Origin of the sequence: Arthrobacter sp. 2RAF22, from assembly GCF_052115325.1 — a bacterium.
Classification (GTDB): Bacteria; Actinomycetota; Actinomycetes; order Actinomycetales; family Micrococcaceae; genus Arthrobacter.
The window spans coordinates 61,617-83,490 of record NZ_JBFRGL010000002.1 but is presented as its reverse complement, the minus strand read 5'-3'; the positions used below and the strand labels follow the sequence as shown (position 1 = coordinate 83,490).

The 21,874-nt window shown below is 64.1% G+C and carries 25 protein-coding genes; 2 read left to right on the top strand and 23 right to left on the bottom strand.

From position 1 onward, the window contains the following. Window positions 1–10: 10 nt before the first annotated feature. From AB4068_RS03805 to AB4068_RS03770, 8 genes are all read right to left on the bottom strand, one after another. Window positions 11–187 (bottom strand): hypothetical protein, encoded by a 177-nt coding sequence (locus tag AB4068_RS03805; RefSeq protein WP_172465532.1) that lies wholly within the window; start codon window positions 185–187, stop codon window positions 11–13. 56 nt (window positions 188–243) lie between these two features. Continuing rightward, entirely contained in the window at window positions 244–1,092 is an 849-nt protein-coding gene (locus AB4068_RS03800) for a DUF6454 family protein (RefSeq protein ID WP_441432712.1), read from the bottom strand. Continuing rightward, window positions 1,073–2,620 carry an inositol monophosphatase family protein gene (locus tag AB4068_RS03795; protein WP_441432711.1) on the bottom strand — a complete coding sequence of 516 codons (1,548 nt, stop codon included), beginning with the start codon at window positions 2,618–2,620 and terminating at the stop codon, window positions 1,073–1,075. Before AB4068_RS03795 ends, AB4068_RS03800 begins: the two co-directional genes overlap by 20 nt. Further along, window positions 2,617–3,678 (bottom strand): ABC transporter ATP-binding protein, encoded by a 1,062-nt coding sequence (locus AB4068_RS03790; protein WP_441432710.1) that lies wholly within the window; start codon window positions 3,676–3,678, stop codon window positions 2,617–2,619. Before AB4068_RS03790 ends, AB4068_RS03795 begins: the two co-directional genes overlap by 4 nt. Window positions 3,679–3,727: 49 nt before the next feature. Next, window positions 3,728–4,591, bottom strand: coding sequence for an ABC transporter permease (locus tag AB4068_RS03785; protein WP_306963812.1), 864 nt, complete (start codon window positions 4,589–4,591; stop codon window positions 3,728–3,730). Then, complete coding sequence (locus tag AB4068_RS03780; RefSeq protein WP_284989461.1) at window positions 4,591–5,553, bottom strand: ABC transporter permease; 963 nt, start codon at window positions 5,551–5,553, stop codon at window positions 4,591–4,593. Before AB4068_RS03780 ends, AB4068_RS03785 begins: the two co-directional genes overlap by 1 nt. Beyond that, the gene (locus AB4068_RS03775; protein ID WP_284989460.1) at window positions 5,550–6,710 is read right to left on the bottom strand and encodes an extracellular solute-binding protein; all 1,161 of its coding nucleotides are present in this window, start codon (window positions 6,708–6,710) and stop codon (window positions 5,550–5,552) included. The genes AB4068_RS03780 and AB4068_RS03775 overlap by 4 nt, the downstream gene beginning before the upstream one ends. 172 nt (window positions 6,711–6,882) lie before the next feature. Further along, window positions 6,883–7,701: a COG4705 family protein gene (locus AB4068_RS03770; RefSeq protein ID WP_441432709.1), complete on the bottom strand. Its 819-nt coding sequence runs from the start codon at window positions 7,699–7,701 to the stop codon at window positions 6,883–6,885. Window positions 7,702–7,819: 118 nt separating this feature from the next. Here AB4068_RS03770 and AB4068_RS03765 point away from each other — a divergent pair, with 118 nt between their 5' ends. Further along, window positions 7,820–8,134, top strand: a complete 315-nt coding sequence (locus AB4068_RS03765) for a hypothetical protein (protein ID WP_441432708.1) — start codon at window positions 7,820–7,822, stop codon at window positions 8,132–8,134. A 20-nt stretch (window positions 8,135–8,154) separates the two neighbouring features. On the opposite strand, the gene AB4068_RS03760 is transcribed toward AB4068_RS03765, so the two are convergent. The 8 genes from AB4068_RS03760 to AB4068_RS03725 form a co-directional block, all read right to left on the bottom strand. Next, entirely contained in the window at window positions 8,155–8,472 is a 318-nt protein-coding gene (locus AB4068_RS03760; protein ID WP_284989456.1) for an ArsR/SmtB family transcription factor, read from the bottom strand. Continuing rightward, window positions 8,469–8,951 (bottom strand): SRPBCC family protein, encoded by a 483-nt coding sequence (locus AB4068_RS03755; protein ID WP_059388271.1) that lies wholly within the window; start codon window positions 8,949–8,951, stop codon window positions 8,469–8,471. Before AB4068_RS03755 ends, AB4068_RS03760 begins: the two co-directional genes overlap by 4 nt. A 66-nt stretch (window positions 8,952–9,017) precedes the next feature. Next, entirely contained in the window at window positions 9,018–10,211 is a 1,194-nt protein-coding gene (locus AB4068_RS03750) for a virginiamycin B lyase family protein (protein WP_441432707.1), read from the bottom strand. Between the two features lie 88 nt (window positions 10,212–10,299). Beyond that, the gene (locus AB4068_RS03745; protein WP_059388273.1) at window positions 10,300–10,971 is read right to left on the bottom strand and encodes a response regulator; all 672 of its coding nucleotides are present in this window, start codon (window positions 10,969–10,971) and stop codon (window positions 10,300–10,302) included. After that, window positions 10,968–12,617, bottom strand: coding sequence for an ATP-binding protein (locus tag AB4068_RS03740; RefSeq protein ID WP_306972630.1), 1,650 nt, complete (start codon window positions 12,615–12,617; stop codon window positions 10,968–10,970). Before AB4068_RS03740 ends, AB4068_RS03745 begins: the two co-directional genes overlap by 4 nt. A 59-nt stretch (window positions 12,618–12,676) precedes the next feature. Then, window positions 12,677–14,059, bottom strand: a complete 1,383-nt coding sequence (locus AB4068_RS03735; RefSeq protein ID WP_441432706.1) for an amidase — start codon at window positions 14,057–14,059, stop codon at window positions 12,677–12,679. After that, a complete protein-coding gene (locus AB4068_RS03730) occupies window positions 14,052–14,228 on the bottom strand; it encodes a hypothetical protein (protein ID WP_306963828.1) in 177 nt (58 codons plus the stop codon). The genes AB4068_RS03735 and AB4068_RS03730 overlap by 8 nt, the downstream gene beginning before the upstream one ends. 8 nt (window positions 14,229–14,236) lie before the next feature. Next, window positions 14,237–15,625: an amidohydrolase family protein gene (locus AB4068_RS03725; protein ID WP_284989447.1), complete on the bottom strand. Its 1,389-nt coding sequence runs from the start codon at window positions 15,623–15,625 to the stop codon at window positions 14,237–14,239. 81 nt (window positions 15,626–15,706) lie between these two features. On the opposite strand from AB4068_RS03725, the gene AB4068_RS03720 reads away from it, so the two are divergent. After that, window positions 15,707–16,627 (top strand): polysaccharide deacetylase family protein, encoded by a 921-nt coding sequence (locus AB4068_RS03720; protein ID WP_284989446.1) that lies wholly within the window; start codon window positions 15,707–15,709, stop codon window positions 16,625–16,627. Here AB4068_RS03720 and AB4068_RS03715 read toward each other — a convergent pair. The 7 genes from AB4068_RS03715 to AB4068_RS03685 form a co-directional block, all read right to left on the bottom strand. Further along, the gene (locus AB4068_RS03715) at window positions 16,617–17,414 is read right to left on the bottom strand and encodes a maleate cis-trans isomerase family protein (protein WP_441432781.1); all 798 of its coding nucleotides are present in this window, start codon (window positions 17,412–17,414) and stop codon (window positions 16,617–16,619) included. The genes AB4068_RS03720 and AB4068_RS03715 overlap by 11 nt on opposite strands. Beyond that, entirely contained in the window at window positions 17,339–17,956 is a 618-nt protein-coding gene (locus AB4068_RS03710) for a helix-turn-helix domain-containing protein (protein ID WP_059388278.1), read from the bottom strand. The genes AB4068_RS03715 and AB4068_RS03710 overlap by 76 nt, the downstream gene beginning before the upstream one ends. Window positions 17,957–18,107: 151 nt before the next feature. After that, complete coding sequence (locus AB4068_RS03705; RefSeq protein WP_441432705.1) at window positions 18,108–18,848, bottom strand: aldolase/citrate lyase family protein; 741 nt, start codon at window positions 18,846–18,848, stop codon at window positions 18,108–18,110. Then, window positions 18,848–19,249 (bottom strand): cupin domain-containing protein, encoded by a 402-nt coding sequence (locus tag AB4068_RS03700; protein ID WP_441432704.1) that lies wholly within the window; start codon window positions 19,247–19,249, stop codon window positions 18,848–18,850. The genes AB4068_RS03705 and AB4068_RS03700 overlap by 1 nt, the downstream gene beginning before the upstream one ends. 29 nt (window positions 19,250–19,278) lie before the next feature. After that, window positions 19,279–20,202: a polysaccharide deacetylase family protein gene (locus AB4068_RS03695; protein WP_441432703.1), complete on the bottom strand. Its 924-nt coding sequence runs from the start codon at window positions 20,200–20,202 to the stop codon at window positions 19,279–19,281. Window positions 20,203–20,286: 84 nt separating this feature from the next. After that, a complete protein-coding gene (locus tag AB4068_RS03690; protein ID WP_441432702.1) occupies window positions 20,287–21,111 on the bottom strand; it encodes an MBL fold metallo-hydrolase in 825 nt (274 codons plus the stop codon). Beyond that, window positions 21,108–21,848: a hypothetical protein gene (locus tag AB4068_RS03685; protein ID WP_441432701.1), complete on the bottom strand. Its 741-nt coding sequence runs from the start codon at window positions 21,846–21,848 to the stop codon at window positions 21,108–21,110. Before AB4068_RS03685 ends, AB4068_RS03690 begins: the two co-directional genes overlap by 4 nt. Between the last annotated feature and the right edge of the window lie 26 nt (window positions 21,849–21,874).

Sequence of the window (21,874 nt, the reverse complement as noted above, 5' to 3'; positions counted from 1 at the left end):
GGGGTTTTCGCTACTCTACGACGCGGATTTTCCGCGCTTGGGCGTCGGCAATGGCCACACCGCTGAGCGCCGGGAGCCAACCGTAGCGGGTGGTTTCAGTGGCTCCGGAGGCCCCCAGCTCGGCAGCGTCGTAGAAGTAGGCAGCTTCGATCCAGGCGCTCACCTTGGACATGATGGATACGATCATGCGGCCACGCTATCGAGGCCCGGTTCAAGACCCGTTTCCGCTCTGTCACAGCCGTGTTAAATGATCCTGTAGCTCAGTATCCGCGTGCCGCCGTCGTCGTCGCCGTCGTCGGGCGCCGCGTGAATCAGCAGCCCGGATTCATCCGCAGTGACGGTGACAGGGTTGCGGGTGATGACGTGACCGGCGCCGCTGAACACGCCGATGGGCACGTCCCACGTGATTCTTTGCCGCAGCGGTTCCACCAGGGCCAGCCCTCCGAGTTCAAGGACACCACCATCAACCTGCGGCAACAGGGAAATCCCGCTGCACAGCAGAAGTCCCGGACCGAGGAGCTGGGCATCCTGGTAGTCGACGAAGTGGCCAGGGTTCTCCCACTGATCCACCAGCCGGCCTTCCGTGTCCCAGATGTAGAGCTGACGGGAACCCCAGCTTCCGCCGAACACCAGGTCCATTCCGGGATCGCGCACGATCCAACCGATGTGGTCCTCCACCCGGAACCGCTCGCGGACCTCGAAGGTGCCCGGATCGATCGTATAGATGGTGCTTCTGCTCGCGGCCCGGTACTCGGCGACGGAAACCCAGACGTGGTCGCCGTCGAAATCGATACCCCCGGGGTGATACGCCGCGTCCTCGCCGACAGGAATATCGCGAAGCAGCCCACCGTCCGGCCCGAGGACGAACACGTGCCCGCTCCCCCGCCCCGGAGTCCGTAGTGCCGGATCCGCCGCGGGGCGCGGCGCATCGAGGATCTCAACGGAGGACAAGAACGTGAGTCCCTTGGCGAAGGCCATGCCCTGCGGGTGGTGGGTCGGAAAGTCGAGGCTGATCTCCCCGACCAGCTTGAAGCGGCTCCGCCGGTCGAGTGCGGAAAGAGCGGCGAGAAGCTCAGTCCCCCGCATCGGCATGGGCCTGCCTCCACAGCTCGTAAAGCTCGGCGGCGTATTCCGGACGGGCCGCAAGGACCCCGCCGGTTTCCGGGAACGTGTCCATCTCGCCTTCGGAATTGAGGACGACGCCACCGGCCTCCTGAACAATGAGCGTCGCCGCCAAGTGGTCGATCGGGCTGAAGCACCCGATGATCGCCCCGGCACCACGCCCGGCAGCTACGCCCACCACCGTCATGGTCGCCGAACCCATGATCCGCATGATGCTGTGCCGCTCGCCCAGCTCGGCGAGCAGTTCCAGCATCCCGGGCCACGGCAGGTGCCCCGCGAGTTCGGTCGCCACCACGGTTCCGGCCAGGGCCGCCGTCGAACTCCCCGCGGAGGCCAGCGATAGCGGCTTTCCGTTGAGCCACGCACCGTGACCGGCCCACCCCTCGAAAATCTCGCCGCGCCAGGGATCTGCGACGACGGCGACCGCGGGCTTGCGGTCCACGGCCAAGGCAAGTGAGAACGCCGTCCACGGAATCTGGTTTACGTAATTGGTGGTCCCGTCGACGGGGTCAAGGTACCAACACGGCGCGCCGGGCAGGGCGACTCCGCCCATTTCCTCGCCAACCACTGTGTGGCCCGGAAGGCGGGCTGCAATCACTTCGCGGACGTGGCGCTCGACGGCGACATCGACTTCCGTGACCAGGTCGGCAGGGTGCGCCTTGGTTGAGACCAGGCCGCGATCGGCGTCGCGCATGTATCCGACGGCCCATTCGGCCAGCTCCATCGCGACTTTCCGGGACTCAAGGACTTCGTCTCCGGCCAGTCCTCCGGGAGCCTGGGCCGAAGTCCATGCCTGTGGGTCTTCGGCGATGGCGCTTTGCAACAGGTCCAGTTGGTTGCTCGTGATCGAGTCCACGCCGAGTCCCAATGCCCAGCGCATGGTTTCCAGGTTGTCCACGGTCCAGCACGCAACCTTCGCTCCCGCGGCGTGGATCTGTTCCACCATGCCCTTGCTGAGGACCACGTGCTCGGAATTGACGAACTCGGGACCCAGTTCGGCCAGCAACTCCTCCGGCGGGGCAGTCCTCTTGCTCCAAGGCAGCCAGATCCGGGCATCCTTATCGAGGGCGCGGATGATCCGCATCCCGTCCAGGTTCCCGCACCAGGCCACTTCGATGCCGCTTTCGCGTACGACGGCGGCAGTCGCCTTCGCGGGGCCGGGCTCGTCCATGTCGATGAGCACGGTTGACCGGCTGTCGCGAAAGAGCTCAAGGGCTTCGGATAGCAGGGGAATACGTTCCTCACCGGCGCCCAGTTGCCCGATGCGGTCATAGTCGACGTCTGCAACGTCCGCGTCGAGGCTCCAGATCCTGAGCAGCGAGGCATCGTGGAGCAGGATCACCTGCCCGTCCTTCGTTACCCGGACGTCCACTTCCACGAGGTCCGCACCCGCGTCGATGGCTGACGCGATGGCGGGCAAGGTGTTCTCAAGATATTTGCTGGAGTCGCCCCGATGGGCCGCGGCCCGGGTCCTTTTGGTGTCGATCGCGTTGCTCACAGTGCGGCACCTGCCTCTCCTACCAGGCGTCCGTCCCGGAAGGTCATGGCCTTGCGGATCCCCGCATATGTCTGTTGGCCGGGCTGCATGAGCTCTCCGCTGACAAAGCTGCGGAGCCGGGCGTCGGCCCTGCGCACGTACACTTCCTGGAAGTGTCCGCGCGGGACCACCCTCTCGACGATCGCCGGCACAGCACCTGCGAAGGGGGCGTCTGCCAGGATGACGTCCTCGGGCCGGATCCCGAGAATGTCCGGGCCCGCAGTGATGAGTCCGCCGTCGAGCGAGCCTTCCAAGCGATTCATGCTTCCGATGAAGGTGGCGACAAACTCGGTTTCCGGGCGGGCGTAGAGCGCTTCCGGGGTGCTGTATTGCTCGATCCGGCCTGCATTCATGACGGCGATGCGGTCCGACATGGACATCGCCTCTTCCTGGTCGTGCGTGACGATGACCGTGGTGATGCCCAGTTCCTGCTGGATCTTGCGGATGTCTTCGCGCACTTTGACACGTAGTTTCGCGTCCAGGTTGCTCAAGGGTTCGTCAAGGAGCAGGAGCTTGGGCTCCTGGACGAGTGCCCTGGCCAATGCCACGCGTTGCTGCTCGCCGCCGGAGATGCGTGCCGGTTTGGAATCCGTGTGGTGCAAAAGGCTGACCAACTCCAGGACGGCTTCCACCCTGCCCTTGATCTCAGCCTTGGACATTTTGCGGAGCTTCAGCGGGAAGCCGACGTTCTTGGCCACGGTCATGTGGGGCCACAGCGCGTAGTTCTGGAACACCATGGCGCTGGGGCGGTTCTCCGCGCCGAGGTGAGAGACCTCCTGGCCTTCCACCTCAATGGAGCCGGAGTCCGGCTCCAGGAAACCGGCGATCATGCGCAGCGTCGTTGTCTTGCCGCAGCCGGAGGGCCCTAGCAAGGACACCAGCTCGCCCTCCTTTACCGACAGATCGAGGTTGTCGATGATGGTGCGGCCGCCGAGGATCTTGTGGAGGCCGCGGATGGTCAGGCCACCGCCCGACGCCGGAGTGCCCGGCCTTGTTGTGCTGGCAGGTGGTTCAGTCAATGGTTCATGGATTGTCATGGGTTCTCTGTCTGACATTGAGCGCGATGCGCTATTTGATCTGGAAGCCTTCGGCGAGCTGGCCGCCGAGGATGTGCTTGTGCGCCGCGAGCATGAGGGCCACGGAGGGGATCGCCAGCAGGATCGAGAAGACGGCAGCCACCTGGGTGGGGTAGTTCAGCACCAGGCTGTACATCTGCGTTGGCATGGTCATGAAGGCCGGTGCACCCACCAAGTACGTTCCTTGTGCTTCGTCGAAGGACGCCAGGAAGGACATCACGGCCGCGACGATAATCCCGGGCAGTGCCATGGGGAGAGTCACGGAAGTGAACACGCGCAATGTGGAGGCTCCGGCGTCGCGCGCTGCTTCCTCAAGGTTCCGCGGCACGGCAGCGAACGCTGCCGCCGGAATCCACGTCATGAACACCACGGTGCCCAGCACGTGCACCACGAGGATTCCCAGCACCGTGTTCATCAGGTTCAAGGCGTAGAAGAGCGCAGCGAGGGTGACGAACAAGCCCATCTTGGGGAAGGCGTTGGTCGCGAACAGGCTGATCAGGAAGAAACGGCGTCCGGGAAAATCAAAGCGGGCGAAGGCGTAGGCGGCGGGCAAGCAGATGATCGCAGACACAAGGACCGTCAGCGGGGCGAAGAACAAGGAGTTCTGCACCGCGATTCCGAGCGCGCCGTCGTTGACCACCACCTGCCACCAGCGCAATGTCCAGTCATCGGGAAGGAGGTTGGGGAAGGTCCAGTTGCCGGCGAAAGCACGAACGCCGAGCCAGAGCAGCGGGCCAAGGATGAAAACGATCATGAGGACCACGAACAGGCCCACCAGCGCACTGCGGACAATCGAGTCCAGCGTGAGCGGCCGGCGGGTGCGGGACCCAACCGGGGATCCGGTAGGGAGAGCCATCAGACTTTCCCCTGTTCCTTGGCGGAACGGAAGTTCGCCCACACGTAGAGCGCGGCGATTCCGGAGGCAATCAGGAAGACAGTGAAAGCCATGACCGCGGACTGCTGTGGCTGGTTGAAGGCAGAGAAGTAGTTGGACATGTCCACTCCGAGCATGTTCGGTGAATTGGGCCCGGTGAAGTACGGGACCGTGAACGATCCAACAATTCCAATGGCCGTAAACGTCGTCGCGATGATGATGGGAACTGCCGCCATCGGAACGATTACCGAAACGATCGTGCGCAAGGACCCGGCACCGGCGTCGCGGGCTGCTTCGATCATGGCGTTCGGCACGGACTGCAGTCCGGAGGAGACCATAAGCACGGCGAAAGGCAGCGACGTCCAGACCGAGCCGATGATGACCGTGACCATGGTGAAGGCCCACACGGGGAAGTCAAGCCCGAAGAGGGCAAAGACGCTCCGGAGGAAACCGGTGCCGGAGTAGAAGGTCAGGATCGCCCACGAGGCGATGACCACCGGGATGAAGAGCGGCACGATCGCCAGTCCGGAAAGGAGGCGGGCCATTCGACCGCCTTTCAGCTTGAGGTAGAGCCCAATGCCCAAGGCCAGGAAGATGACCGTTGCCGTGCTGACCAGCGTCACGATGACGGTGACCAGGAGGTCCCCGAGGAAACGCTTGTTGGTGAACATCTCCTGGTACGCGGCCAGCGTTCCCCACCAGGCGTCCGCCTCGTGCACGTTCTGGCCAATGGTGGCGATGGTGTGGTTCAACCCGCCGGTCAAGCCAATGCTGAAGCCGAACGCGAGAACGATCGGGAAGCCGACGAAGATCGCGATCAACAGGATYGGCGGCAGTGCCATGAAGAACCCGACGGCGCGCTGGCCCAGGCGTTTGGGGCGCGTGGTACGAGCCGGCGGAACTGTTTGTTGCAGTTCCGCCGGCTTGTGAAGCGTGGTTGTCACTGGCCGGGAACCTTCTGGTCCCAGAGGTTGTTCAGGTCTTTGCCCATCTGGTCGAAGTAGCCCTTGCGCAGGTTGTTGGTGTCTGCGTCCTTGAACTTGTCCTTCACATCAGCCGGAAGTTTGTCCAGGCTGATGGCCGGGAATCCGGACATTTCCTTGATGATCATGGTCTGTGCCTCCGGCGAGAGGACGAAGTTGGCAAGCTTCAGCGCCGCTTCCTGGCGGGGCGAGGACTTGGGAATGCCGAGGTAGGCGGCACCGCCGGTGAAGGACGGGTTGCTGATCTGGGTGGCCTTCACGGTGGACGGGATCTGGCCGTTGGTCAAGCCGGTGATGAACTGGTCAGACCACACCGGAGCCATGGAGATCTGTCCCTTGGCGAGCAGGTCAAGGGTCTGCTGGTTGCCGTTGGGGTAGACGCCGCCCTGGAAAACGGACGAGTTGAGGTCCTTCAACGTCGCGAAGCCCTGGTCCCAGTACTTCTCGAGGTCCTTCTCGTAGCCCACCGTCATCTTGGCGCGGGCGTCGGCCGGAACGAACTTGTCCAGAACGGTGGCAACGAATGCACCGCCGGACCCACCGGACTTGGGCGAGTTGTAGGTGAACTTGCCCGGGTTTGCCTTGATCCAGGCGAGCAAATCGTCGAGGGTCTTCGGCGGAGTGGCAACCGTCTTGGTGTCATATGCGAGGAGCACCGCGGAGCCGCGGTACGGGATGCCACCGGTGCCGCCGGCCTTGATGACGTCCTGCGGGACATCGTTCAGGGCCGGAATCGTCTGGGAACTCACGGAGGTCAGCAGATTGGCTGCGGAAGCCTTGGAAACGAAGCCGCCATCGACGAGGTCGAAGTCAGGTTCCTTGTTCTGCTCCGTGGCGCTGGTCAGTTTCGCCAGGGTCTGGGAATCGTGCTCGCCGTGCAGATCGAGGGTGACCTTCACGTTGTAGCCGGGGTTGGCCTTTTGGAAGGCGGGAACAAGGCTCTTTTCCCACAGGTTCTGGACGTTCGTGTCCCCGCTGATGAAAACGGTGATCGTCTTGTCCGGGGATGCGCTGGCGCCATTGTTCTGGGCCGTTGCGGTGCTGCTTTGAGCGCAGCCGGTCACAGCGGTGGCTGCAACAACGGCGACGGCGGCCGCTGCTAGAAAGCGGTTGGTCATGGTGTTCCTTCATCTTGAACCGAAAAGTCCCCCAAGGGCAGGAACTACCATCCAAGGGCAAGGTGAAGGAGTGGGTCATGGCCCATGAATCCGGGGTTAACCCGAGGAAGAATTAACGCAAATATGTCAGGACATACGAACAACAGCACGATACGTTTTGCAGTGGATCGCCCTACTTGCAGGCTCGCTTCCAACCGATCGTCAGGAACGTGACCAGGACCGCTATCGCCGCGGCCAGGGCCAGGCTGACCGGGCCGGTTCCCCAGTCGAGTCCCCCTCGGTCGGGAGAAACAGCGGTCCAGTCGGAGAGGGACGCCCCCAATGGCCGGGTCAGGATGTACGCGAACCAGAAGGCCGGGATCGCCGCCAGCAGGCGACGCCAGTGGGCCAGTGCCGGGACAGCGATGACAACCGCGAACATGATGCCCGAGGCGAGGTAACCGAGGCCCAGCGAGTAGGCGGCCAGGTCCCCGGTAGCCGTGCCGAGGGCGAAGGTTGTCAGCACAGCGGCCCAGTAGAAAGCCTCCCGACGCCGGGTGGTGATGCTATGGATGGAAAGGGTCTTCTCGTTCCGGTGCCAGAGCAGGAAGACAACAGCGAGAGCCACGGTGAAGAAGAGGGTCGACGCCAGATAGGGGACGCCAAGTCCGACGTGGACGGCGTCCGCAGCCATGGTCCCAAACACACTGACCATCGCAACGGCGGTCCAGTACACCCAAGGGATGTAGCGGCGGACGCGGAACTGGAGGAGCAGCGAAATTACCAACGCCGCAAATCCGAGGCCCAGAGCGATCTCGGGCTCAAAGCTGTGCACCAGGAAATCGGACGTGGTTTCGCCCATCCCGGTGGTGAGGATCTTCACTACCCAGAACAAGACGGTCACCTCGGGTACTTTCGAGGCGGAAGCTCGGGCGACGGCTTTCTGCAGTCGATCGCCAGCAGCTACGGTGTCCTTGGCCCGCGGGCTAGCGGTGAGTTCTTCGGGCATCATGGCCCCCATTGTTCAGGGCTTTCCCGAGCGTTTCCCGAATGTGACGCGTGGGGCCCTCGCCCTGACACGGTGACGAAGCCCCCAAGCCACCCCGCGCCATTCGCGGGATAATGGAACCATGGCCGATCAGGATCAGGATCCTTGGGATGAGTTCGACAGGCTCAAGCCCGCGGGACACGATCGCGCCCAGGGCTATCCGGGAGGAGAACCCTTGGGTTTTGGCTTCCAGACGGGCGTGCGGAGCGCAAGGGTGGCCTTTGGTTTCGCCGTCTACACGCTGGTCCTCGGAACCGTTCTGGTCCTCGTCGGAATCATCGACTTCATCGGCACCGGCGAGTTGCTGTGGCTCGGACTGATGGTGCTCATCGAGGCCGCCTTCATCTACGGATTCATCCAACTGGCGCACCAAGCGCGCAACCGACGCTCAACTTAGGCGCGCCCGTTGTCGAAGAATTACAGTCCCTCCGCGATCCGCTTGATCGCGGCCAGGCGGCGGTCCCACTCTGCGCCGATGCGCTCGAGGCTGCGTGCCGTCTCGCTCAGCTGTGAGCCGAGCACCCTGTAGCGCAGTTCGCGGCCCACGCGCAGCGATTCAACGAGTCCGGCTTCCTGCAGTACGGCGAGGTGCTTGGCGATCGCTTGCCGGGTGACCGGGAGCCGCCCGGCGAGGGCCGACGCCGATGCGTCGCCCTCGCCGAGGGCAGCCAGGATGCTCCACCTCGTCTCGTCGCCGAGCGCGGCGAACACGGGAACCAGGGTGCTCGCGGTCACGACCCACCCTCGACATAAGCGGCCAGTTCGTCGAGTTCCGAGTCCCAGCCCTGGCGGTGGCTCTCCATGTTGAACGCCGGATCGCTCGTCGTGTCGAAACCGGTCTCGACGACGGTGAGCTGCGTTCCGCCGTCGAGCGCTTCAAGCGTGAAGCGGAAAACGGTCGAACGGTCAGGATCGACCTCGGTGGGCTGGGTGCCGCGCGCGTCGTCGTTGCTCCAGCGGTAGGCAATCATTCGGGGTGGGTCGAGCTCCTCGATCCGCACCGGGAAGGCGCCGTATCCTTCGAAAGAGAAGACACCGCCGGCGCCGACGGCGACGTCGTCGAGGACGGCGGTCTGTCCGAACCACCGCGCGATGTGCTCGGCTTCGGTGATCGCGGCCCAAACCTTCTCGATTGGTGCTGCGATGGTGATGGTGCGCCTCACGGTGAACTCGCCGGCATCGACGACGGAGGCCTGGTTTGCAGTCATAGTCATGATTCTGTTCCTTTCAGTCAGTTACTGCAACTACAGGGTTGCATTAACCTAAAGAAAGAGCAACCCCTAGGTTGCAGATCGAGGCTTGCCGCCGTCGCCAAGGGCGGATCTCTTGCGGCGTCCCGAGGCCACGATGAAGACTGCGACGGCGATTGCCACTATCGCGGCGGCGCCGCCGATTGCAGTGATGATGCTCCAGGGGCTGACAGTCCCGTCGTCGGATTGCGTTCTGGCTGTGGTGGCCGCAGACGCGGGCTTCGAGGCTGCAGAGGTTGTTGCGCCCGCGGCAACCGCGGCGTAACGGGATACCGAGCCGTCGCCGGTACCCTTGCCCGGGCTCGTCACGATGAGCGTCCCGTCCGGAGCCACCGCCAGATGGCCGGAGTTCTTATCAGTGGGAATGGAGGATCCCACAGCTGCTGCGCCCGGCGGGACGACGGACAGCACGCGGTCCTGGACAGCGGTCACGTACAGGGTTCCGTCCTGCCCGACGGCTGCCTCTTGGGGGCCTCCCGGGACGAAGATACGGTACGCGACCGTGTCAGTGTCCGGCTTGATGACAGCTACCCGATCGGAACTGATGTTGGTGACGTAAATTGTTCCGTCGGGCCCGGCGGCGATCCCGTGGGGGTTCTCGGTGTTGCCGGGTGTCGAACTAACCTGAATGGTCCGTGAGACGGCGCTGGCTCCGTAAGGAATGACCGAGACCGTCCCTGCGATTTGGTTCGCGACGAACGCGGTGCCGTCCTTCGTGACTGCGACCTCCACCGGCCCTGCTCCGACGGGTACTGTCCGGCCCACGGTCGATCCGTTCGGTGCAATGACCGACACGGTGTGCTCCGAGTGGTTCGGAACATAGATCGTCCCATCAGGTCCAGCGGCGATCAGATGGCTTCCGGGAGAAACCGGAATTCTCCGGGCCACGCCGCTCGCGCCAGCAGGAATAACGCCCACGTCGTACTGATTGCTGGCGCTGTCCCGTTCCGCGACGTACAGGGTGCCGTCCGGGGCCAATGCCAGGCCGGAGGTATATCCTCCCGTGGTGATAGTCCGGGAAGGCTTAGCGTCTCCGGGCGGTATCACACTGATGCCGCCGGCCGCTCCATAGTTGCCGACATACGCAGTGCCGTCGGAACCAACCACCACGCCAACGGGCACCCCGCTCACGTCCAGAACTTCCGAAGGTGCCGCCATCGCAGGCACAGCGCCCAGATAGGCGAACGCCGTCGCGGCCACGACGGCCAGGCTCCGAGATTTCACTTTTCGTCCCCCAAAATCCCCACAACGGCGCTGGACGCCGGCTCAGCGGAGCGTGCTCCGCGTCTGCAGCATATCCCGCCGCCAGCCCTCACCCCTTGCGCGGCAGATACGTGTTCACCGGGCGGCCCGTCGAACCGTAGGCCAAATGCAGGTCAACTAGTCCTTTGCGTTCGAGTTCGCTGAGATAGCGCTGGGCCGTCGGGCGGCTGATGCCGACGCTGCCGGCAATCTCCGAGGCACCCAAAGGCTCCGTGGAGTGAACCACCATGTCGAGGACTTTTTGCATGGTGGGCGGCAGGCGCCGGGGTGCTTTCGCAGGGGGAGCCGTCCGGCGCAGGCTGAAGAGCTGGTCCACGGTCGCCTGGTCGGCCACGGTCCGGGACTCCGCTTCCTGCCGCCAGCGCCGATAGGCCTCGAGTTGGGTTTGCAGCTGCTCGAAGCCGAAAGGTTTGACGAGGTAGTACACCGCTCCCCCGCGCATGGCGGCCCGCACGGTCTCAAGGTCCCGGGCGGCGGTGATCATGACGGCGTCGAGCTTTTCGCCGGCTCCCTGAAGGGACCGCAGTAAACTGATGCCGTCTTCATCGGGGAGGTAGACATCCAGCAGAAGAAGGTCCGGTTTGAGCCGCTGCACGGCTTCCCTGGCCTCCGCCGCAGTGTGTGCCTCGCCGACGCATTCGTATCCCTCGATTTTGGCCACGCGGCTGGCGTGGATGCGCGCTACGCGGAAGTCGTCGTCGACCACCAAGGTGCGGATCATTCGATCGATTTTCCTGTCATGACCGGGGTTTCGGATTCCAAACGCGGTTCCGGTAACCAGATTTCAAAGCGTCCCCCGGGCCCGGGGAAAACATCCATGGTTCCTCCCGCACGGTGAACGATCCGGCTCACCAGCGCAAGGCCTATCCCGCGGCGCATTCCCGGCCGCGGTTCTTTGGTGGTGAAACCGTCCGCGGTGATCGTGCCCACCAATTCTGCAGGAACACCGGGCCCATTGTCGGTCACGCAAATGAAAATGCCCGAGGAGTCGTCCAGTTGGATGGTCACCTCACGGGGTGTGGGTTGCTCCGCGAGGATCTCGACGGCGTTGTCCAGGAGGTTCCCGACGATCGTCAGCAGTGCTTGCGTTTCAAGGAACGGTTGGCGCAGCTGGGAGTCGTCGGTCACCGAGATTTCCACATCCTGCTCGGCAGCCACGGTGATTTTCGCGAGCAGCAGCGCCGCGAGCTCCGGCGGCTCGATCCGCGAGCGCAGTCCTTCGCCAAGTGAGCGCGAGGTGTCCGAAATCCGCGATACGAAATTCCGCGCCTGGTCCACATCTCCAAGCTCCAGGAGTCCGTCCACCACGTGGAGACGGTTGGCGTACTCATGCTCCTGTGCGCGCAAGGCTTCCATCAGGCCTTCGACGGAGCGAAGATCACGGACGAGGCCCTCAACCTCGGTACGGTCACGCAATGTGACCACCGAGCCTATGCTCCTTCCAGCCAAGGCAACGGACATCCGGTTCACCACCAGCAAGGCGTCCTCGGTGATCACGATCTGGTCCGTTCCGCTGATCTCACCCGTCAGGAGGGAACGAAGCCGTCCCGGCGGCAGAAGATCCTCGATCTTCTCTCCCAGCACGTTTTCTTCGAGATGCAGCAGGGAGCGTGCCTCGGAGTTGATGACGGTGACCCGGCCGTCGTCGTCGAAGCCGATCATCGCCTCGCGGATGCCGTGCAGCAAGGCTTCGCGCTCTTGCAGGAGGGACGCAATCTCCACCGGTTCGAGATCGAAGGTGACCCGCTTGATTCGGCGCGCCAGAAGGGCCGAACCCATGGCACTGATCACGAGCACCACGGCTGAATAGCCGGCGATCAGCAGCACCTGCTTGGTGAGTTCGCTGCTTTCCGTGGTCTCCAGGATTCCCACCGAGACCTGCCCGACGACGGTCCCGTCCGCCGCGCGCACCGGCGCCTTGGCGTTGACTGAGTCGCCAAGGCTGCCTTTGTCTATTCCCACGTGGGTCTGCCCGTCAAGGACCGCGACGGGTTCTTCCAGGGTCTGCCCGATGAGGTTTGGATTCGGGTGGGAGTACCGGACACCTTTCCGATCGGTGACCACGACGTAGTCCGGCTGTGCCTGGGACTGGACCTTGCTCGCGATCGCCTGAATCGAGTGCGTGGGATCTCCGTTCCCCAGCGACGTCACGATTTCCGGCATTTGCGCCACCGTCGTGGCGATTCCCAGCGCCCGGAGCCTGTACTGGTCTTCGAGGGTCTGGTTGCTGATCTGGGTGTAAAGAAGCGCGCCCAGAGTGACTGTCACAAAGAGGATGCAGAGCAACCACACCAGAATCTGGGAGGCAAGGGGCCGGGCCTTCCAGCGCGCGCCGAAAAATCGCAAGCCACGCGACTCTGGATGCACTGCCAACCTCTTCCTACTCTCCTAGTAGCTTATGTGACAAAGTTCACGGCTACTACGGCTCAGCGGCGTACCGGCACCTTGGCATGCCACGAGGTGTGTTTCTCATAGACGTGGGCGATGCCCAAGAGATCCGCCTCCGCGAATTCCCGTCCCAGGAAATGCATCCCCACCGGCTGTCCTCCGGCAAATCCGCACGGGATGCTGAGTCCGGGCATTCCGGTGAGGTTGGCCGGCGAGAGCATCATGAGCGCACTGGAGAGGGAATCCTTCCCCGTTGAGCCGGTCAGCGAATGGGACATGTCCGCTTCGATCGGCGCGATGGACGGCAGCGTCGGGGACACCAAAGCCTGGACTCCTGCGTTGTCCATGGCAGTCCGCAGGGAGGCGCGAAGATACGAGCGCACTTGATGCGCCAACTGGACGTCTTCTCGCGGCACCAAGGCGCCGGTTTCGATCATCACGCGGGTTCCGCGGAGATACTTGTCAGCGCTTCCGGCCAATAGTTCGCGATGGTGTTCAACCGATTCGGACAGCGCAATCGCCAAGCTCGCCGGCAGGGCCATCTTCAGTTCCGGGAGGGACACCTCAACAAGCTCCACCCCGAGTCCTTGCAAAACCATCAGAGCCTGCTCAAGGACCGCAGCCACTTCCGGCGTGACCTCCCACTCGGCCCAAGCGCCACGATCCACCGCCACCCGGGTCGGGGCCGGCATCGCCTCGGGGAGCACCATCTCCTGAAGGCGTGCCGCCGTCGCGGGCTCCAGCATGCCTTGGAGCAGCACCGCACAATCCGACACGCTTCGAGTGATCGGACCGATGTGGTCGAGGGTATGGCTGACGTTGAGAACGCCCGAACCGTCCACCAGTCCGGCCGTGGCTTTGAGGCCCACCAGCCCGTTGACCGACGCCGGATTCCGCACCGATCCACCGGTATCCGTGCCCAGGGCGCCCGGTGCGCTCCCGACGGCCACGGCCACTCCCGAACCGATGCTGGACCCGCCGGCGTAGCGCTCCGCACCCCAGGGATTTTTCGACGGCGGGGTCCCTTGTCCGAAGGCGAACTCATGGGTCACCGTCTTGCCCAGGATCACTGCCCCGTTCCGCCGCAAGTGCCTCACCACACCGGCGTCGTCGGAAGCAACGCGGCCCCTGAGCGCCAGGGACCCGCCTTCAGCCGGCATCCCGCGCACGCCGATGACGTCCTTCACACCAAGCGGAATCCCGTGGAGCGGTCCGAGAAACTCTCCGCGCGCCACGCTATCGTCGGCGGCGCGGGCCGCGTTTCGGGCGCCTAGCCGGTCGACGTGGACCCACGCATGCACTGAATCTTCAGTGGCTTCGAGCCGCCCGATGACGGATTCCACGAGCTCGGCCGCCGAAAGTTCGCCGCGGCGCAGGAGCCCGGACGCCTCCGTGATTCCCAGTTCCCATGCTTCAGTCATTCGCGCCTCCTCCAGGGGCTTCCTGCAAACGTCGGGGGTCGAAATCGGCCCTCAACGCGGCCATGCCGCGCTGAAAGTCATTGAATGAGCGTTCGACGGCGGCCGCGTCCTCCCGCTGGATGGCCTCGCCAACCAGCTCGATGAGTCGCGCGGACTGCTCTGGAGTCAAGGGCCCGTTCACCGGTGCGCCGCCGGAGTCAGCCGACCGTCCCGCACCACGCAGACGCCGCCGACGAAGACGAACCGTACGTCGCGGAAGTCTTCGGCGCTGGCGACGACGACGTCGGCATCCCGTCCCGTTTCAATCCGCCCGCCGTTCGGCGCAATCCCCGGAATCAACCCGGTCACAGCGGATGTTGCCATGGCCACTGCTCCGGCCAAGGTTCTGTAGCCATGCTCGGCCACATCCTGCACGGCCGAGATCAATTCATCGTGGTGGCCCTCGTGGCCGTAGTCCGTGGCGAGGACATCTACCAGCCCGGGCTCCTGCAGCAGAACATCCCAGTGCTCCCGCGTGGTCACGGTCTGTTTGCGGTGCAGGAGGTCGAAAACCGAGACTTCGGCCGGCCAACCATGGTCCCTGCCGAGCTTGGCCAGCGCAAGCGCCTCCGCGGGGGTGTGCGAGGGGTGGTTGGCGTGCGAGGCAATGACACTCGCCTTCGACCCGCCTGCCGTGGCCCGTGGTGCCCCGTCCATGAGTTCGCGCATGACCCGGGCTGTCGCGGCTGCACTGTGCACAATCGCCGGGACGCCGAACCGAGCCGCGGCCTGGACGCCCTCCCGGATGCCGTTGAGTGCTGGCTCGATGGAAGGCAACACGGAATCCGCGATGATATTCCGCAATTCGACGAGGCCGATGTGTCCTTCCAAGCCGGCATCGGCGGCCGCGGCGCGCAGTTCGGCCATGTCGCAAGCCTCGGGATCGATGAAGCGGCCAAGGACGGCTTCCTTCATCCGCCGGGCCTGCGCCGAGTGCACGCGCACGCCGCTCGCCTTTTCGATGGCGCGGGGGATATAGCTCAGGTCCTGCCCTCCCCCGCCGAGGGTTTGTCCGCCGCCGAGCTCGCCGATCGCGATCGCACCGTCGTCGAGCATCTTCTCCACCGTGCTCTGGCCGGCCTGGGCGGGCAGTCCCCTGCCGTCAGCCAGTCGTGCGGCCCGCTCAGCCTCGGGCAAATACGTCGTTGCTCCGCGGACATGGACCGCATGGCGGCTGTCGGCTTCCCGGACATGGTCCATGGTGCAGAAACCGCAAAGGTTCAGCACTGTGGTGGTTCCCGCAAGAAGGTGGCGGTCAAGATTCGCCAGCCACTCGTCGTCGGGCAGCGCAGGGGCGCCGCTGGGCATGAGTGGCCCGGGAGTCACGCCGTGGACGTGGCTATTGATGAGACCAGGCATCACGACGCATCCGCCCGCATCGATCATCTCGCCGTCGAACGCTTGATCGCGATCCCAACGCTCGAGAACGTCGGCGACGCGACCGCGGCGCAGGATCACTGCTCCCGTTTCGAGCACCGTAGTGCCTGTGCCTGGCACTACGGTGCCACCGTGGATGAGCGTAGACATTCGACTCCCTATCGATTACGTTCATGATATCGAAGTATCTTCACTATAACCACAGAGAAAAAGCGCAGAGGAGATTCCACAGTGCCAGTCCCCTCCACCTCCCGGGATTTCGTGGGCTACGGCGAGCATCCACCGGAGTTCCGCTGGCCTGGGGATGCACGCGTTGCCGTGTCCCTGGTGATCAATGTCGAAGATGGAGCGGAGCGCAGCATCGCCCGCGGGGGCCCAGCGGACGATCTTGGAGCCCACTGGATCAAGCACCCCGCCCACCCCACGGTCCGGAACCTCACGCTGGAATCCGCTTTCGAATACGGATCACGGGCAGGCATCTGGCGCGTGTTGCGCATTCTGAGGCGCCACGACGCGAGGGCAACGGCTTTCTGCTGCGCCACGGCGCTTGAGCAAAACCCGCAGATCGCTGCTGCGCTCGTCAGGGACGGCCACGAAATTGCCGACCACGGTTACAACTGGGATACCCACGCCGGGCTCGCTCCCGAGGAGGAGCGCGCGCTCATTACCGCTTCCCGCGACTCCATCGCCCGGAGCACCGGCGTTCCGCCGACCAGCTGGTACTCCCGCGACGGACTCAACCCTGGCACGCGGGACATTCTCGCCGCCGCTGGATTCATGTACGAGTCCAATAGCTTCAACGATGACTTGCCGCACTCCGGAACCGGGATGGACAAGGCGGGGAAGGACGGAACAGGGTTGCCCGTGCTGCCCTACGCCGGTGACACCAACGACTCGGGCCTCTTCAGGCAGTTCCCCACGGCCACCGCGTTCGCGCGCCACTTGTGCGGCACGCTCGACATGATGCTCACTGACAGCCGGCACGGCCCGTCCGTCATGAACGTGGGCTTGCACCCGCGCCTCATTGGCCGGCCTGCCTACGCCGCCGCCCTGGATGCGTTCTTGTCCCACGCGGGCAAAAACCAAGCGTGGATTGCGACGCGATCGCAGATCATCCAGGCCTGGCTGCTGAAGACGAGCCCTAGGCCCTAGCGAGCAGCGCGCCCCAACCAGGGATCGGGCGCGCAGTTCCGGCCAGCCGGAGGAGATGCCACAGCGTGGCTGTTGCGCTGTCGACCACGGGCACGCCGAATTCGGATTCGAAGCCGGCCGCAAGATAGGCGGAGCGAAGGTTCGTCCCGATACAGACCACCGCGTCCACGTCGGAACCAAAGGCCGGCTTCATGAGCGCGCCGATTTCGGTGCTGGACATCCGCGAGATCTCCGGATTGGACATCGACGTCGCGGGCACCGAGGAACGGACTACTTCCAGGCCGCTGGCTGCGTACTCACGTTCAATGAGTGCCACGATGCCCGCGGGGCCGGGAAAAACGACGGCGACCCGGCCGGCGTCGAGCGCTTCCAGGGCGGCCACGAGCGCGAGGGACGCCGTGGTGGCTGGCGCGCCGGTGGCCTGCGTCAATGATTCGGCGAGTGCCCGGTCGCCTTCGAGGCCGGTCCAGGATCCCGACGTTCCATGGAACGCGATGGCATCCAGCTCAGCATCGCTGAGCAGTGACGGCGCGTCGCCGAGAACCGTCGCATCGATGCGGTCATCGAGGTCCGCCGGGAGCCGGAAGCGGCTGTAGTGGACGCCGACGTCGGGCGATCCGGCCAGGATGTCGGCTGTCAGGGACTCCGCGTTCGAGTTCGACGACGGCACGAGCATTCCCAAACGGGACGACGGGCCGGGCGGGCGGCTGATCAATGCGATTTGCCCAGCGACGGCGGCGTCGAGATCGCCACCATGACGGCCGCGGTGTCCGTGAGGTTGCTCCACCAATGCGGCAGCGTGGCATCATAGGTCAGGCTGTCGCCCTCGCCCAAGGTGAACTCCTGCCCGCCAACACTCGCCACGAGGGTGCCGGTCTGGACCACGACGCACTCCTCGCCCTCGTGCGAATGCGGAACCTCCGCGCCGTCGAAATGCGCGGGGATGGTCATGTTGATGACGCCAAGCTTCCGGTCCGCATCCGGCACGATCAGTTCCATGACGATTCCCTGCGAAGGAATCTCGATGCGGCGGCGATCGGCCCGGCGCACCAGCATGTGGTTCTGCGTCTCGCTGGGGTCGGTAAACATGCTCGCCAACGGCACACCGAGGGAATTGGCGAGGCGAAGGAGCGTGGCGAATGACGGATTACCGATGCCGCGCTCGATCTGGCTGATCAGTCCGGCGCTGACGCCGGCCCGGTCCGCCAATTCCTCGACTGTGAATCGCCCGGCACGCTGTTCCTTGAGCATGGCCCCCAAGTGGGTGATCCACAGGTTGCGGTGCAGAGTGTCATCGTCGTCGACTTTAACAACTTCCGTGCTTCCCAATACGGCTCCTCAGTGTTCCAGCACTCATCAGTATATCGAAGACTCGTCAACTAAACGAAGAATCCTGGCTGGATCCTCCGGCGTCGAGCCCTTCTTCATCGTCACAGCATGCCAGCATCGGCATCGCTGCAGAAGAACCACGCGGTTATTTTCACAGGGAGTCACACCTCGTCACCCGGGTCTCCGGAGCGACGGCATCAGCCAGCTGCGCGATCATCGAGGCGAGCTCACGCTCCCAGTACACCGCGGCGCGATCGGCGCCCCGGGCGTGGACATCGCCGGCACTGGCAATGTCCGCGGCAGGAAGGCCCACGCTTTGGCCGGCGGCGCCGAGGACGTCGACGACGCGCTGGACGGACTCCTCAAGAGCGACCGCCCCGGGCCTCCCCTGTTTCATCAGTTCGCCGGCCAGGTCCGTGGGGCCAACCCAGCCGCCGTCGAAACACTCCAACGCGACGAAGTCTGCGACCGCGTCGACGGCTTCCACCGTCTCAAAAAGGACCGTCAGCCGGGGCTCCAGCGAATAGTCCGCACCAAACGCCGAGGCGAACGAAGCCTGTTTCGGCCGGAACCCATAAGGGCTGAACCTCGTCGCCCGATAGGCCCTTTCAAGTTCCTTCGGATGCCGCACCCTGGGGAGCACAATCTCGTCCACGCCCGTGTTCGCGAACGCCACCAAGGTCATGTCGTCGAGGTCGGGGACACGGACGGCCACCCGGGTGTTGGCGCCCGACAGTCGCTGGACCGCATCCGCGCATTGCTGCAAGGTCAATGTTGTCTGCTCTGCGTCGAGGACCACGAAATCCAGGTTTCGGTAGGCAACCACGGACAACAGCGTGGGCGTCGGCTCGGCCGTGATGAGTCCGACCTGCCGGACCAGCGACGCCGCCATCACTCGTCCGCCACGAACTGCCAGTCGGCGGGCTTGCTGACGCCGACAACAAGGTTGACGTCTTCGTCGCCGTCGTTGGTTATGCCATGGGTGGTGCCGCGGGGAATGTAGATGCCATCGCCAGGCTTGGCCCGGTACTCGGTGTCGCCCAGATGGACGAGGGGCTCGCCCGAGATGACCACGTAGAACTCGGAGGCATCGGGGTGGTGATGGCACAGGTGATGTTGCCCGGGGAGGATCCTGCCCCAACTGACGCAGAGGTCGTCGGAGCCGCTCAGGTCACGCGAGATGAGCGTAGAGACGAGCCCCTGGTCCCTTTGTCCGCGCAATCCCGTCTTCTCCAACGCCGTGAAGCCTTGCTCATCCACGTTGTGGACCAAGCGCGAAATGTCAGTGGCCATTGGAGTCCGTCCTCCCGGCATCGACGTCGTCACGCGCGGCCTTCGTACGCTGGTTCGAGCTGACCGGCGGCAGGCGGGTTGGCGATCCACCACCGGGCAATTTCCTCCCTAGTGGCGAACCAAACGTCGTTCCGGGCACGGGCATACTCCAGGAAGCGCCTGACGCCCAAGGCCACGCTGGGCCGCCCCCCGATGCGCAAGTGCACTCCCACGGACATCATCCTGGGCACGGTTTCCCCTTCGATCAGAAGGCAGTCGAGGCTGTCCTTCAGTACATTGAAGAAGTCATCCGCTGTCCCGAGGCTTCCGGGACCCCAAAACCTCGCGTCGTTCGTGTCGCCTGAGTAAGGGACCACAAGGTGGCGGGCTTCCCCGGCGGAGACAAAATACGGCAGGTCATCCGCGTAGGAATTGGAGTCATAGAGAAAGCCCTCGTCCTTGAGGATCGCACGGGTATTTTCCGTGATTCCTTCGCGGACGTACCAACCCACGGGCCGGACACCCGAGACTCCCTCGATCGCCGCGACGCAGGCCCGGATTTCGGCCAGTTCCTCGGCCGGAGTCATTCCGACGGTTCCCCGCCATTTGTAGCCGTGCGCGCAAATCTCGTGTCCATCGCGCACGATCGCCTGGGCGGCCTCCGGGTTTCGCTCCAGGGCTACACCGCACGCCATGAATGTCGCGGGCACGTTGTAGTCCCGGAGCAAAGCCAGAAAGCGCCAGATGCCTACCCTGCTGCCGTACTCGAAGAAGGATTCCTTCATCAGGCTCCGCCGGCCCGGGTCCGAAGACCATCCACCGAAAATCGTGACGTCTTCATCGCTTTCATCACCGGCTTCTATGGAGCTCTCCGCGCCTTCCTCGTAGTTGATGACCATGGAGATGGCCACCTTGGCACCATTCGGCCACGTCACGACCGGGGGGTTTTCCCCGTATCCAATGAGGTCTCGCATTGACTCACTCCTTGCCGTTCGTCGCTATCAATCGAAGCGTCGAATTCTAGAATTCATTATATTGAACTGAACTTCACTATGCAATCAGCGGCCTTCCGCATAGACCCTCCTGTGCGCGGCCAATGACGTCCTGAGCATTCCGTCGACGTCGTCGATCACGTTGCCGTGGGCCGGGCCGATCAGTTTCGTGGGAAGCGTGTCCAGTACCGCTTCGATCGCCTCGAAGGCATCACTGACATCCACGAACTTCGTCCAGTAGAGAGCCCTCCCGGTGCCATACGCCGCTTGGTCCACGGTGGGAGGTTCCGGCATCTCGCCAGACAACAGGCGGCATTGGCCGGGAAGGTGGACCGGTTCGTCGTCGTCCTCTGCTTCCCCGTCTCCACGCGCTGCGGGGACATCGTGGATAAAGGAGAAGCCGTCCGAAACGAACATCATCCGGGCGCCGTCGTCGTGGCCCCAGAGAGTGTTCTCCAGGTCCCGGATGAAGGCCGGAAGGAAGCGGAACTCCCGATTGCCAAGATCGATCCGGCTTCCGGCCGCCTGTGTCCGGAACCTGGAGCTGTATTCGGGGAAATGCAGGTGGTAGTCACGGACATCCCCCACTACGAGCGCCCCGGGATACTTGTCCAGCAGGGCAGGCAGGTTGCCGGCGTGCGGGATCTCGGGATGGGTCGGGAACACATAATCCAGGGGACGTTCACCGAGAACCAATTCAAGCTGGGCGAGAAGGAGGGCGCGGTGAGCCGGATCCCCCGTGTCCACCAAGAGCGTCGCTTTGGAGCCCACCACCAGGTAGGAGGAGACGTGATAGTGGACTTCCTGCCCCTGGGCGTTGGCCGACAGGCAGCCACCCAGCCAATAGGTTCCGTCGGCAAGCCATCGGAGTTCGACTGCGTCGTGCTTCACTGGACTCTCACTCTCTGGATCCCGACTTCCTCGATTGCCCGCGCCAGCTGCTGTGCCTGCTCAAGGCACAGGTCCCTGCCCACAAAGGGTGTCCCGTAGCCGGGCCCGACGGCGCGGACATCGCGGTCCCGGAAGATGTCGGCAACGTTCCTGGCGATCGGCCCGGTATCTGCCCCTGTGAACCAGCGGAATTTCCGGAGCCCCTCGCGGGTCTCCGGCTTGGCACTCCCGCCGTGCGTGAACGCATCCGAGGTCAGCAGCGCGCCCGATTCCGGATCGAACACCCAGAGGGTCGGCAGGAGCCGGAGGAGCGGCGACACGAGTTCGACGACGACGCCGTCCTGCACTTCTACGCGGATCGACGTCCCCGGATCCACGGCAATCCGCTTGGATTCGGCCTTCGAACGGGGCACGGTGATTCCGCCCGTGTACCAGACCGCGCCAACCGCAAAGTGTTCCTCGATGGCCGGGATGTTGAGGCAGCATTCCATTTCTGTCCTGGTGAGGACAATGGATAGTGGCTCTCCGGGTGACAGCAGCCGGTCGAGCTGTTCGATGATGCCTTCCTGGTGAAGGCGAATCCCGGTGTCCACCAGCACTGAACCGGACGGCCCCTTGATCAAGTAGCAGTTCACCGCTTGCGCACGCTGTACGCCAGGCGGGCACCAGCTCACGCGCTCATCCAGTTCGATGTCCCCGCCGAGCCGGCAGATCCGGCCGCTCAGCAAACCGCCCATTTTCACTCCTTCCCTTGGATCCGGAT

Coding starts and splice junctions, on each gene's coding strand:
- AB4068_RS03805 (WP_172465532.1), bottom strand. CDS start 187: ATGATCGTATCCATCATGTCCAAGGTGAGCGCCTGGATCGAAGCTGCC.
- AB4068_RS03800 (WP_441432712.1), bottom strand. CDS start 1,092: ATGCCGATGCGGGGGACTGAGCTTCTCGCCGCTCTTTCCGCACTCGAC.
- AB4068_RS03785 (WP_306963812.1), bottom strand. CDS start 4,591: ATGGCTCTCCCTACCGGATCCCCGGTTGGGTCCCGCACCCGCCGGCCG.
- AB4068_RS03775 (WP_284989460.1), bottom strand. CDS start 6,710: ATGACCAACCGCTTTCTAGCAGCGGCCGCCGTCGCCGTTGTTGCAGCC.
- AB4068_RS03770 (WP_441432709.1), bottom strand. CDS start 7,701: ATGATGCCCGAAGAACTCACCGCTAGCCCGCGGGCCAAGGACACCGTA.
- AB4068_RS03765 (WP_441432708.1), top strand. CDS start 7,820: ATGGCCGATCAGGATCAGGATCCTTGGGATGAGTTCGACAGGCTCAAG.
- AB4068_RS03755 (WP_059388271.1), bottom strand. CDS start 8,951: ATGACTATGACTGCAAACCAGGCCTCCGTCGTCGATGCCGGCGAGTTC.
- AB4068_RS03745 (WP_059388273.1), bottom strand. CDS start 10,971: ATGATCCGCACCTTGGTGGTCGACGACGACTTCCGCGTAGCGCGCATC.
- AB4068_RS03735 (WP_441432706.1), bottom strand. CDS start 14,059: ATGACTGAAGCATGGGAACTGGGAATCACGGAGGCGTCCGGGCTCCTG.
- AB4068_RS03725 (WP_284989447.1), bottom strand. CDS start 15,625: ATGTCTACGCTCATCCACGGTGGCACCGTAGTGCCAGGCACAGGCACT.
- AB4068_RS03705 (WP_441432705.1), bottom strand. CDS start 18,848: ATGGCGGCGTCGCTGGTCCGGCAGGTCGGACTCATCACGGCCGAGCCG.
- AB4068_RS03700 (WP_441432704.1), bottom strand. CDS start 19,249: ATGGCCACTGACATTTCGCGCTTGGTCCACAACGTGGATGAGCAAGGC.
- AB4068_RS03695 (WP_441432703.1), bottom strand. CDS start 20,202: ATGCGAGACCTCATTGGATACGGGGAAAACCCCCCGGTCGTGACGTGG.
- AB4068_RS03685 (WP_441432701.1), bottom strand. CDS start 21,848: ATGGGCGGTTTGCTGAGCGGCCGGATCTGCCGGCTCGGCGGGGACATC.